At 34.6% G+C, this 12,332-nt stretch carries 10 protein-coding genes; 5 read left to right on the forward strand and 5 right to left on the reverse strand.

Annotated elements, in window-relative coordinates; all coding sequences use genetic code 11:
- Window positions 1–6 precede the first annotated feature (6 nt).
- From parC to LACWKB8_RS04465, 3 genes are all read left to right on the forward strand, one after another.
- On the forward strand, window positions 7–2,460 hold the full coding sequence (parC, locus tag LACWKB8_RS04455; protein ID WP_038522555.1) for a DNA topoisomerase IV subunit A: 2,454 nt from the start codon (window positions 7–9) through the stop codon (window positions 2,458–2,460).
- A 140-nt stretch (window positions 2,461–2,600) separates the two neighbouring features.
- Window positions 2,601–3,533, forward strand: coding sequence for a LysR family transcriptional regulator (locus LACWKB8_RS04460; RefSeq protein ID WP_038522558.1), 933 nt, complete (start codon window positions 2,601–2,603; stop codon window positions 3,531–3,533).
- A gap of 126 nt (window positions 3,534–3,659) precedes the next feature.
- A complete protein-coding gene (locus LACWKB8_RS04465; RefSeq protein WP_038522561.1) occupies window positions 3,660–4,589 on the forward strand; it encodes a manganese-dependent inorganic pyrophosphatase in 930 nt (309 codons plus the stop codon).
- Between the two features lie 42 nt (window positions 4,590–4,631).
- On the opposite strand, the gene LACWKB8_RS04470 is transcribed toward LACWKB8_RS04465, so the two are convergent.
- From LACWKB8_RS04470 to LACWKB8_RS04480, 3 genes are all read right to left on the reverse strand, one after another.
- Complete coding sequence (locus LACWKB8_RS04470) at window positions 4,632–4,991, reverse strand: helix-turn-helix domain-containing protein (RefSeq protein WP_034979176.1); 360 nt, start codon at window positions 4,989–4,991, stop codon at window positions 4,632–4,634.
- Between the two features lie 1,143 nt (window positions 4,992–6,134).
- Window positions 6,135–6,977 carry a histidine biosynthesis protein gene (locus LACWKB8_RS04475; RefSeq protein WP_038522567.1) on the reverse strand — a complete coding sequence of 281 codons (843 nt, stop codon included), beginning with the start codon at window positions 6,975–6,977 and terminating at the stop codon, window positions 6,135–6,137.
- Window positions 6,978–7,045: 68 nt separating this feature from the next.
- A complete protein-coding gene (locus tag LACWKB8_RS04480) occupies window positions 7,046–8,608 on the reverse strand; it encodes a PTS sugar transporter (RefSeq protein ID WP_038522570.1) in 1,563 nt (520 codons plus the stop codon).
- Between the two features lie 248 nt (window positions 8,609–8,856).
- On the opposite strand from LACWKB8_RS04480, the gene LACWKB8_RS04485 reads away from it, so the two are divergent.
- Window positions 8,857–9,582 carry a MurR/RpiR family transcriptional regulator gene (locus LACWKB8_RS04485; RefSeq protein ID WP_038522573.1) on the forward strand — a complete coding sequence of 242 codons (726 nt, stop codon included), beginning with the start codon at window positions 8,857–8,859 and terminating at the stop codon, window positions 9,580–9,582.
- Window positions 9,583–9,609: 27 nt separating this feature from the next.
- Window positions 9,610–10,719, forward strand: coding sequence for a tyrosine recombinase XerS (gene xerS, locus LACWKB8_RS04490; protein WP_038522576.1), 1,110 nt, complete (start codon window positions 9,610–9,612; stop codon window positions 10,717–10,719).
- 5 nt (window positions 10,720–10,724) lie between these two features.
- Here the strand turns inward: xerS and LACWKB8_RS04495 are convergent, their stop codons facing one another.
- Window positions 10,725–11,360 (reverse strand): NUDIX hydrolase N-terminal domain-containing protein, encoded by a 636-nt coding sequence (locus LACWKB8_RS04495; RefSeq protein ID WP_038522579.1) that lies wholly within the window; start codon window positions 11,358–11,360, stop codon window positions 10,725–10,727.
- A gap of 49 nt (window positions 11,361–11,409) precedes the next feature.
- On the reverse strand, window positions 11,410–12,288 hold the full coding sequence (locus LACWKB8_RS04500; protein ID WP_038522582.1) for a DegV family protein: 879 nt from the start codon (window positions 12,286–12,288) through the stop codon (window positions 11,410–11,412).
- Between the last annotated feature and the right edge of the window lie 44 nt (window positions 12,289–12,332).

A 12,332-nucleotide genomic window follows, 5' to 3' on the forward strand; every position in this document is an offset into this window, starting at 1 on the left:
TGATTAATGGCAACTAAAGAGCGAATTCGTGAAATGCCGCTTGAACAAGTTATGGGTGAGCGCTTTGGCAGATATTCTAAATATATAATTCAAGAACGTGCCTTACCGGATATTCGTGATGGCTTAAAACCTGTGCAGCGCAGAATTTTATATGCTATGTATCAGGACAATAACACTTATGATAAACCGTTTAAAAAGGCAGCTAAGGCTGTGGGTAATATCATGGGTAATTTTCATCCTCATGGTGACAGTTCAATTTATGGTGCTTTAGTTCACCTTTCTCAAGATTGGAAAATGCGTGAGCCGTTAATAGAAATGCACGGTAATAACGGTTCTATGGACGGGGATGGTCCTGCAGCTATGCGTTATACCGAGTCGCGCTTAAGCAAGATTTCAAACATGTTGCTGCAAGATATTGATAAAGACACCGTCAACATGGTACTTAATTTTGATGATACCGAGTACGAGCCTACAGTATTACCAGTTCGTTTTCCTAATTTGTTAGTTAATGGTTCTACCGGTATTTCAGCAGGATATGCTACCGAAATTCCACCTCACAATATCTCTGAAGTTATCGACGCTACTATTTATTTGCTGAAAAATCCGGCTGCGACTTTAGATGACCTGATGAAATTTGTCAAAGGTCCTGACTTTCCGACAGGGGCTATTGTCTTAGGAGAAAAAGGATTACGTGAAGCTTATGAAACTGGTCGCGGCCGCATTCAGGTACGCGCAAAGTCGACTATTCAAGAAATAAGGGGTCACCGCGAAGAAATAGTAATTACGGAAATTCCTTTTGCCGTTAACAAAGCTCTTTTGGTTAAAAAAATGGATGAAATCCGCTTAAACAAAGAGATTGACGGCATTGCAGAAGTGCGTGATGAAACTGATAGACATGGATTATCTATTGTAGTCGAACTTAAAAAGGGTGCTGATGCACAAAATATCTTAAATTATCTCTTTAAAAATACTGAACTGCAGGTATCATACAATTTCAATATGGTTGCTATTGATCACATGACACCAATGCAGGTTGGTCTGAAACACATCTTGTCTTCATACTTAGAACATGAAAAAGATATTGTAACTAAGAGGACAAAGTATGATCTAAATAAAGCTGAGGAACGGCTTGAAATAATTCAAGGCTTAATTCACGCAATGGATATTTTGGATCAGGTTATCAAGGTAATTAGGGCTTCTAAAAATAAAGCAGAAGCTAAGACCAATTTGTCTGAAAAATTTAATTTTTCTGCTAGACAGGCGGAAGCAATTGTATCTCTCCAGTTATATCGATTAACTAATACAGACGTTGATGCGTTAGTCAAAGAACAGACAGAATTAAACGAGAAGATTGCGCGTTTTAAGGAGTTACTCTCTAACCAGAAGACACTGGAAAAAGAAATAGTTAAAGAATTATCTGTCGTGAAAAGAGAATTTGGCAATCCTCGCCGGACAGAAATTTCTTCAGAAAACGCCAAAATTCAAATTGACGAAAAAGCACTGGTTGCTGATGAACAAGTGCGGGTGTTAATAAGTAGGGATGGCTATTTAAAGAGGTCTTCTCTGCGTTCATGGCAGTCAAGCGATGATGAAGATAATGGTTTGCCGGGTGGGGATGATGTAGTGTTTGAAAAAACGCTCTCTACTTTGACTAATTTATATCTTTTTACTAGTCGTGGAAATGTGATTTATCGTCCAGTAAGTGAATTGGTTGAAGCTAAGTGGAAAGAAACAGGGCAGCATCTTTCTCAAGAAATAGGGTTGGATGATGATGAAAACATCATTCGCGTATTTGATTTTGCTGAGCTGGACCAAAATATTAATTTCTTGCTGGCTACTAATGACGGCTATATTAAGCAGCTGAGTTTAAGTAACCTTCAACCTACAAGAACTTACCGTTCACGAGCTATCACAGCTATGAAAATGAAAAAAGCCGATAGTAAAGTTATTCGTGTTGATTTAGTTAAACCTGATAGTGCAGCAGAAATCATTTTATTTACCCATAATGCTTATGCGATTCGTTTTGATATTAGTGAAGTACCTGAATCTGGTGCTAAATCTTTTGGAGTTAAATCAGTCAATCTTAAAACTGAAGACTTTGTAGTTTCCTATGTTTTAGTAAATCCAGAATTTATTGATTTGCTGCGTATTGGTTTAATTACACAAAGAGGTGCCTTTAAGCAGTTTAAAGCTGATCTGATCAATAAGGTAACACGGGCTAAACGGGGTGTTTTAGTACTAAGAGAATTAAAGACCAAACCACATCGTATTGCGGCAGTTACAGCTTATGGTCAGGATCATACCTTATTTGTTACTACTACAAGCAAGAGAAAAATTAAAGTGTTAACTAATGAGTATCCGGTTAGTGATAGATATTCAAATGGTTCATTTGTAATTGATATAACGAGTGATGGGGTACCAGTCAATATACGATTGGGAAAGCCGTTAAGTGCAGAATAAATTTTAATTTATTTAATGATATAAATAAATTATGAAAGCACTTTGATAAAATTTAATATTACTTTGACACAAAGGGGTTTTTGATTAATAATAGCATATAAATAGAGCTATATAATTGTTAAGATAGAAGGAATAATTTTATGCCTAAAACAGAAACAATACTATCAACCAAGTCCTTACATTATTTCTTGCAATTAATCGATACCATGAATTATACTCAAGCTGCTCAAATACTTGGTATTACTCAACCTGCATTAACTCAACAAATAAAAAAGATAGAGCATGCAATCGGAACTCCTTTGTTTGGTCAAATGGGCAAAAAACTTTATCTTACTGAAGCTGGGAAACAATTACAAACCGGTGCAATCAAGCTTCTTGGAACTGTAAATTCTGTTGTTAGCGATATTCAAGAATTTACCCAAGAAGATAAAGGGCATATTGCTATTGGAGTTTTGGAAAGTGTTAATTCTGACATTCTGCGACATTTTTTGGTTAAATTTAACCAAAAATTTCCAGATATTACTATTAATGTTTCCTACTATAATCGTAAAGACCTTTGGTATAATCTCGACAATAATTTAATTGATTTAGCTTTGTTGTATGTGCCTGAAACAACTAAGAAAAGCCAAGCAAACATTCAGAATCAGTACGAACAAATGAAAATTGTTCAGGATAAATTGACAATCTTAACCCATGATAATCAAGCGGAAGTAGGGAAGGCCTATCCTGTTTCTAAATTTTTAGGCAAAAAGTGGGTTCTTTATCCTGACGACTTTTATTTAACTCAATTATTAAAAGGAAAGTTGGGTAGTAAATTAAATACCAGAAATGGTTTAAAAGTACCCCTAACTTTTACTTCCACTCAGCAGTTAGTGGCGACTGCACAAGAAACTAAATATGATACAGTTGTGAGCGATTCATATTTTCAATTACACAAAAATGAAATTACTCTGACCCCAGTCTTTTTAAAGGGTGTTCAAAAGTTTTCAATTTCGTTTATTTACCGTAAGGGTAAAAAAGACGTTCCCAGAATCAAGAACTTTTTAGTCGAATTGAAGAACTTTTTAAGCTAATATTTAATATAGAGTATAATTTTTAAATAAATTTAACCGTGTAAAAATACTCTTGGTTACTTAAGCATTATTGGGTAAACTATGATATAAGTATATTTTTATAAAAGAAGAAATAGAGGAGAATAAATGGAAAAAGAATTAGTCTTTGGTCATCAAAATCCAGACACAGATGCAATTGGTACAGCGATAGCTTACTCTTATTTACAAAATAAATTAGGGTATAACACAGAAGCTGTTGCTTTAGGTGAAGCTAATGACGAAACTGCTTTTGCTTTAAATAAGTTTGGCTTTGAGGCACCTAGAGTGATAAAAACAGCAGCAAATGAAGTTAAGAAAGTAATGCTTGTTGACCATAATGAACCTCAACAAAGTGTTGCGGATATTGATCAAGTTACTGTTACTCATGTGGTTGATCACCATAGAATTATGAATTTTGATACCAGTATGCCGTTATTCTATTTGGCTGAACCAGTAGGTTGCACAAGTACAATTATGCTGGGACTATACAAGCACTTTGGTGTTGAAATTCCCCAAAATATAGCTGGAATTATGTTATCTGCGATAATTTCAGATACTTTGCTATTGAAATCTCCTACTACAACTGAAAAGGATAGGGAAGCAGTAAAAGAACTAGCCAAGATTGCTGACGTTGACTATGAAAAATATGGTCTGGAAGAACTTAAAGCTGGTACTAATATTGCAAGTAAATCAGAAGAAGAACTAATTGATTTGGACGCCAAGTCTTTTGACCTTAACGGTAAAAACGTTCGCGTTGCTCAGATAAATGTAGTTGATTTACCAGAAGCCTTAGAACGTAAAGATGCGTTCTTGAAAGCCATGAGCGATTCAGCAAATTCTGCTGGTTACGATTTATTTATGCTGCTTATAACTAATGTACTCGACTCAGATTCAACTGCATTAGTTATAGGTTCAGATGATGCACTAGCTTCATTTGAAAAAGCATTTGGTTCTGTCAAAGATTCAGAAATCAGTTTGCCAGGAGTAGTTTCAAGAAAGAAACAAGTAGTACCGCCATTGACAGACGCATTCAAGTAATTTAAAAAAGCACGAAATAGAATTTCTATTTCGTGCTTTTTTTTAGTCTTTATTGATTTCTTTAGCCAAAATAATGAATGATTTACATACTCTTTCGGCCTTGTCAGGTGACATTTTTCTAAGTTCATTAAGAACCTTCTTAATAAATACAGGAGTATTATCTTGATGGTTTTCAACTTTAACTTCCTTAAAGCGGTAAGCATTCATGATAATATCTGGTGTAGTAGTATTTAAGGCTCTGGCAATTGAGTCAAGCTTTTGAATACTAATATTTTGGTTTTTTGTACGTTCAAGACGTGAAATAAAGTTGACTGATAAATCACTTAATTCAGCGAGATCCTCCTGAGTCAACTTTTGTTCACGCCGCCTACGGCATATTTCTTTTCCTAAATTTATACTCATGGAATAAATTCAACCCTTTCAAAAAAATAATTCCATATTCTATAATAACAGATTAATTATAGAAGTGAACAATAAAACAAAAATAATAATGAATAAAACACTTGCTTTTGACAAATTTCTACTCAAACTAAATGTTTTAAACTATACCCCACATAGTATTGTAAGCTATTTTTTGGTAAATTAAAATAAAAAAGCACCAATTAATTAAAACTAAAATGGAAAAGGAAATAACGTTAAATATTCTATCAAAGCGTGTATTTGCTTGTCGTAGTTGCATATACGAGATTACTTAAAAAGTGATCTAAAAAAATCTGTGGTTCATATAGTTAGTTATTATAGAAAGCGCTTTTATTTATATTTTTACATTTTTTGAGGGTTATTTTAAATAAGTAAATAAAAGAGCAACCCTTAAAAGACTATAATTTAACAGCAAGATTTTATTTTTTAAGCACAACAGTTCAATTATATTTTGAATACAATCTTTGTCAAAGAATTAAATTTATGCTTTATTCTGGTAAAAATAGTTTGATTACCAAAGAAATATAAATTTTTATTTTTGTATTTCTTTGGTAAAAGTAATCGAAGAATAATACAAGCAGGGGCAGCAAATCTGATAAACTCAAAGGTGCGATGTAACTTCGTATAATATATATTATGTAAAGTAATATCAAACTTTAAGATAGACTTCAAATAGAGGTACTTATTTTAAGTTGTTGAAGATAAAGTTTTAAACGACTTTAAATTAGTTTTACGTATGATTAATCACGTAATGAACTTAAAATCTTCATCTCGTGTTTTTAAATTACCAGTGTCTATTTTGATGTGCTTGGAACCTAAATTAAATTTTTTATTTTTTAGGTTAATGCGACTAAAAAATTTAGAGTTTGATAAACAATACTGTGTAAAACAGATCATGATAATGATGTGGCTGAGCTTGTTGTTTTGACTAAATAGTTCTTAAAGGCGATAATATATGAAAGCTGAATAAATTTAATTGCTGAAAAGCCTTTTAGATAGCTGTTTTTAAAGAATGCTTTCATTAAAACTATAATTTTAATGAAAGGTAATTAGATTTATATTTTGAATACCAAAAATGCACCTCAACTTAACAAGGTGCATTTCAATTAAAAATATTCTTTAATTTTATTGTTGATTAATAAATTTTGCTACCGCTGATTTAATCGCCCCCTCTGCATAGTCATCCATTGCTGTCCCCACTGTCACCACATTTACTCCGGTATTTTTAAAGGCTTTCACATTGACTTCATTGATCCCCCCTTCAGCGAATGTAGGAACTGAAACAGTCTCAATCAATGCTTGTAAACGGTCTTTAATTTCCTGTGGTATCTCTCCTGCAGCGACGCCTTCATAACTCATTCCTGTCATCATACCAATAAAGTCGGCGCCAATTTCTTGCATTGCTAAGGCAACTTTTTTCACTTCTGTAATATCTTCGGCACCAATACCAAATTGGTGCAGATCTGATTTTTTACCGATATAAGAATCGACTAGTAAACCGTTCTCATGTGCTAAGGTAACAACATCTTTTAAATCGGCTAAACTAGATTTGTGGCAATGAACACCATCTGCACCTGCTAAAGCCAATTGACGAAAATCTTCACTTGTCAGTGGAATGGGCTCTCTTTCTGTAAAACTTCCAGGAAAACCAACGGTTAAATAAATATCCGGTCCGACAACTGCGCGCACTCCCCTCACACATTCAAGCATACTTTTTAATGGCAGTTCGTGCCGCACATATTCGGCGTCTCCCATAGTTGAAACACCCTCGAGGCCTCTTGCTAAAGTAACTGCGGGATGGTTTGCTTCTAAAATTTTTGCTCCCCCTGCAACCGCTGCTTTAGCTAGTCGTGCGTCATCACCAGTCATACCAGTACTCATTAATGTGGTACCATTGTCTTTTTCGATGGCCTTTTCAACCTTTTGCCGTGCTATTGCCATTTTGTTTTTCATGTCCTGTTTTATCATAAGTTCCTCCTAAATATTTGCAAATTTGAATAATAAACACCATGCGATTTTGAGTTCAATCTTTTTGGCTACGAGAGTTTGCCTTTTTCAAGTTTGTTAATTAACAAAACCATTATGAATGCAGATACAATACCCGTTAGCATTGCAAGTAAAAAGCCCAACCAGTTATTCGACATTGCGGGTCCTAAAAACGATGGCACATAAGCGGTACCACTCACGTTAAATAGGCCTACGACGCATCCTGCAAGAGTTGAACAAATTAACGTGCCAATCATTTCCAATTTATTTGAAAGAATAAAAGGATAAACTGATTCGGCATACGTTCCAAAAAGTAGATTTATAAATAAACCTGGGACTGCTAAAGCTCTATCACTTGGTTTTTGGGGATAGAGTACATTTGCCAGATTTATTCCTGTAGCAACCATTATTAAAGAGCACATGTCAATCGCACCCAAGAAACTGTTTCCATATTTAGACATTTGCAACATAATTAAAGGTAGAAAAATCGCGTGATAGCAGCCTGTCAATATGGCTGGAAAAATGATGAAACCCGCAACCGCACCTGCTAAAATAGGATTAATAGCGATCGCAGTATTTAAAATAAATTGTAAAAAATCGCCCAATTTTGCCGATAACTGAGCAATTAAATAGTAACCTGTTAAACCAGAAATTAATCCGGCAAATGATCCTGCACAAATATTTGCTGTTGTTCCCGGAAAATGCCATTGTAAACATTTTTTAAAAATGACACTGACCAAAATTCCGGCCATAATACCACAAATTATTCCGCCAATTAGACCACCTTTTGTTGAAAAGAGTCCAGCGATCACGCCGGCGCAGATAGCAATATCGTTCAAACCAGATATTTGTTTGGCGGCAACTGCTGATATTATTACTGGTAAACCGTTCAGCATGATGTCAAAAAGCGCATTGGTAGACTTGGGAATACCGGGTATCTTCGATATTAAAAGTGTAATTGCCATAGTAATAAAAGCTGGCAAACATGCCATTAAAATTCCGCGTAAGCTAATATTTTGCCAAATATTTTGACTAGCTCCATTATTGTCCTTATCAGTTCCACCAATTAAAGGAGAATATTTAATTTGCCATTTTTTGGTTAAAGCAAACATTGCACTTACTGCCCTAGTTTCATTAGTAGTACCTGTAGTTCCAGATACGGCAACTACATCCAACCCCATTTTTTGCGCATTGGACATAGATGTGCCGCCAGTTCCAGCAGCAATAATATGATGTTTAATTGCCGCAGTGATCGCCTTTTTATTCGTTCCTGCGGGATCAGCGCTCATTAATATTAGGCCATCAACCTGATTAGAATCTATTAAATCTGCCATTTTTTGATCATGCTCTTGGGCAACTTTATCAATTTCTTTTAAAGTGCCCTCAGCAATAATTACTGGTTCTTGTCCATTCCATGACCATAAATGTGCTGCAGTGGTCGGTTTAGCGAAATCTAATGAAGCATCTACAGCAACGAATTGTATTGCTGCTATTTCCGTTTCTGTGGTTGATTGCACCTGTCTAACTACGGCTTCTAAAAGACTTTTTGGATCTTTTCCTCCAAGATTGTATAAATTGCCCCCACTGCTTCCTAAAATCAAAATTCTTTTCATAACATACCCTTCCTGTTTGTTAATTAAAAACTTTAACTTGGTAACCTTATTTTTTTGAGCTCAAAACCTATGAAATCAATCAAATATATTATTTTTATTGATTTCATTTTTATCTTAATACGAATTTTGAAAGCGATTGCTTTTCTGTTAAAAGTGCAACCTTTTTATTTTTCTCCTTGACCCAATGTGTAAAATTACACATAATTGAATTAAGATTTATAAAGTTTCTTGAGAAAGGAGTTGTAAAAATGCTAAGTTTTAAAGAAGTTTATCAAGCTCATGAAGATGAATTAACAGATTCAGAGGAATATATTTGCGACTATATTCTTGCGCATAGTAGTCAGGTTAAGAACATGTCCATAACCTGTTTGGCATCTAATACTTCAGTAGTGCCTAATACTATTACTAGGTTGTGTAAAAAGCTTAATTATAAAGGATATACCGAACTGAAATATAATTTAGATACATTCTCTGAAGACAGTCAGGCTTTTTCTCAAAGAATTCTCTTTGAAAATACGGTTAAGCTAATTAACAAGAAAAAAGAAGTACAGATAGTCAACTTATTCAGTAAAGCTAAAAAAGTTGTTTTCTGTGCTTCTGGTGAAACCGGCAATGTTGGACGTTATTTTACTTATGCGTTTAACGCTGTATACAACAACTCGGTTTTTTGCAGTTATACAGAAGAAATTTGGGATATTCTTAACCACTATTCCAATTTAATAGTTTGTATGCTTAGTTTTTCCGGCGATTCAGAGCAAACTTTAAAAATTGCTAAGTTAGTTAAAGAAAAAAACATCAAACTAATAACTGTCAGTGATGTCAGCCATTTCTCCCCTTTAGCAAAAATGGCTGATATACCCTTATTTTGTTATTCACCTAACATTTTTTATAAAGGTTATAACTTAACTAACAAAATGCCAATGTTTGTTGTGCTTAATTCCTTATTGGAACAAGCTATTAACTACCAAAAATGATTTATTTATAGGAGAAGAATTTATTACGTGGAAACCAAAAAATATTTAAACTTAATTGATGATGAATTAAATAAGATGCCAGATTTTGTGAAGGAATATAACTTTGGCACTACCCATTCCTTAGCCACTTCTTACCAGTATTTAACAGAAATTAGACGTTTTTTTAATTGGCTTCGCCAAGAAGGAATTTCAGATGCTAAGGATAACCAGCATGTGACAACAGAAACCCTGGCAAATCTTCACCGAAATGATATTATGCTTTACATTAATTACCTTGGTCACGTCAAAAACAAGCAGGGCAATTTAAGCTCCCCCACCACTATTAATCGTTCAATTAATGCACTTAGATCTCTTTTTAAATTTTTAACTATAACTGCAGATAATATCAACGGCCAGCCTTACTTTGAGCGCAATGTGATGCTTAAGATTGATTCACTCAATAATACAGAAACTTTAAATTATCGTGCACACGTGCTTGAATCACATATGTATACCGGAAAGTTAAAATACCAATTTTTAGATTTTATTGAAAACGACTATCAGAATATCTGTAACAAACATGCTTTACCAAGCTTCAAAATTAATAAAGAACGAGACATGGCAGTCATTGCTTTAATACTTGGTACTGGAATAAGGGTTTCTGAATGTGCTGGTGTAGACCTATCAGATATTAATTTCAAGAAGGCTACACTTGATGTCACCCGCAAAGGCGGTCAAAAAGACAGTGTGCCAATTGCTGAGTGGACTTTAAGTTATATTACAGCATATAAAAAAATTCGTAGACAGAGCTATTCTGCTACGAAAAATACGAATGCTTTCTTTCTCACTCGTTGGCATAATAAAACGAGACGGATTACGGCAAGTGCAATTGAGAAAATGGTTAGTAAATATTCGGCTGCTTTTGGGCACCCGCTTACGCCCCATAAGTTACGTCACACCCTGGCCTCTGAACTATATGGTGTGACCAAAGATCAGGTTTTAGTAGCCCAACAATTAGGGCAAAAAGGTACTACTGCAACAGACTTATACACGCATGTCGATCAAAAAAAACAACGTGCAGCCTTAAATAAAATAGCAAATGCAGACCAAAATGGGGCTACTAACGAAAAGGATACTAAAAATAAAATTCAGCCTTAAAATTTTTATTCAAATTTAGTCTGCCATTGTGGATCATTGTTTGCTGCAAAACACATTTTAACTTCTTCTAGGGTATTACGTGGTAAAGATAAGTCTGGTAGATTGGTTAATGAAAAGTACTTGCATTCTTTTGTTTCAGTGTTTTGAGCAAATTTACCTCCAAGATCATGACAAAGAAAGATTACGTTGCAAACATTGATCACTCGTTCTACTTGTTCTTTATTATGAATATTAGTTGAGTGATTATTAACTGCAATGATGCGTTCTACAGTAATTTGATGACCAGCTTCTTCTTTTGTTTCTTTAATACAATTTTCTTTGACTGTTAAATTTGGTTCACACCAGCCACCTGGCATTGACCATAAGTTATCTGTACTTTCTTTTACCAGCATTATTTTTTGATCTTGAAAAATTGCTGCTCTGGTGGATACCTTGGGCGTTTGATAACCATCCTCGCTGCTAAACAGACCCTTAACTACCTTAAGCGGCAAATCCGTTTTAGCAGCCATTATTTTAGTGGCAATCACTCTTATTTGCTCATACCTTTCTCTGTCAAAGCGGTCATGACCATATTCCAAACCATTTTGGGCTATACTTTGCAATTCTACTGCCCATTTTGTAAGTTGATCTAATTTTTTCATTAGTAACCTCATAATTTCATAGCAAAAAAGCAGCTCTTAGCAGCTGCTTTTATTTCGTTAAGTCAATTTTGTCAATATCAATCATCCAACCGATTGCAAAAGATTTTTCACCTAGGTGTGTAGCAATTACCGGGCTAAATTTAGTGACTGAAATACTTTGCTCAGGAAATTTCTCCTTTAAGAAAGTTTTCGCTTCAGCGACTTGACTACTGTCATTGGAATCAATGATAAATAGCTTGATTTTATCCCTATACGGTAGTTGATCAATCTTTTTCACAGTTAACTTCTTGATTTTAAGAAATGCTCGCTTCATTGAGCGTATCTTATCAAAGGCAACTATGTTGCCATCTTTAAACGTAAGTAGCGGCTTAATGTTAAGCATTGAGCCGATAAAAGCACCAGCATTGCTTAGCCGTCCTCCACGACTTAAATTATTCAGATCGTTGACAACAAATATTTCATCAATCGTTGACCGAATTTCATCAAGATGAGTGAGAATACTCTCCAATTCAACACCGTTTTTGATCATCTTTGCCGCTGCTAAAACTAGGTTTCCTTGCAAACGCACAGTCATTCGGGTATCTATAGGATGTAAATTATATTTAGGATTATTATCTGCGATATTGCATAGTGTCTGATAAAAGCCTGAGATACCACTTGAAAGTGTAATAGCGATGATTGCTTCATAACCTTGGTCAAGCAAGTGGTCAAAAAGGCGAATTAAACTTCCTGTACTTGGTTGAGAGGTTTTGGGGAAGTCTGCCCCTTCACGTTGCATTTTAAAAAGCTGGTCAGAGGTAATGTCAACATTTTCCAAATATTCTTTTTTACCTATGATAATGGGAATTGAAACAACAATAATATTGTTTTCTTCTGCCTCTTGTTTTGTTATGGCGCTAGTACTATCAGTTACTAATGCAATTTTCATCTAACTTACCTTCCGCTTTTGTCTGTACAATATAAAAGAATTAT

This window comes from Lactobacillus sp. wkB8, from assembly GCF_000761135.1.
Taxonomy (GTDB): domain Bacteria; phylum Bacillota; class Bacilli; order Lactobacillales; family Lactobacillaceae; genus Lactobacillus; species Lactobacillus helsingborgensis.

Excerpts from the sequence above, each read along its gene's own strand:
- parC (WP_038522555.1), top strand. The coding sequence starts at position 7 with ATGGCAACTAAAGAGCGAATTCGTGAAATGCCGCTTGAACAAGTTATG.
- LACWKB8_RS04460 (WP_038522558.1), top strand. The coding sequence starts at position 2,601 with ATGCCTAAAACAGAAACAATACTATCAACCAAGTCCTTACATTATTTC.
- LACWKB8_RS04465 (WP_038522561.1), top strand. The coding sequence starts at position 3,660 with ATGGAAAAAGAATTAGTCTTTGGTCATCAAAATCCAGACACAGATGCA.
- LACWKB8_RS04470 (WP_034979176.1), bottom strand. The coding sequence starts at position 4,991 with ATGAGTATAAATTTAGGAAAAGAAATATGCCGTAGGCGGCGTGAACAA.
- LACWKB8_RS04475 (WP_038522567.1), bottom strand. The coding sequence starts at position 6,977 with ATGATAAAACAGGACATGAAAAACAAAATGGCAATAGCACGGCAAAAG.
- LACWKB8_RS04480 (WP_038522570.1), bottom strand. The coding sequence starts at position 8,608 with ATGAAAAGAATTTTGATTTTAGGAAGCAGTGGGGGCAATTTATACAAT.
- LACWKB8_RS04485 (WP_038522573.1), top strand. The coding sequence starts at position 8,857 with ATGCTAAGTTTTAAAGAAGTTTATCAAGCTCATGAAGATGAATTAACA.
- LACWKB8_RS04495 (WP_038522579.1), bottom strand. The coding sequence starts at position 11,360 with ATGAAAAAATTAGATCAACTTACAAAATGGGCAGTAGAATTGCAAAGT.
- LACWKB8_RS04500 (WP_038522582.1), bottom strand. The coding sequence starts at position 12,288 with ATGAAAATTGCATTAGTAACTGATAGTACTAGCGCCATAACAAAACAA.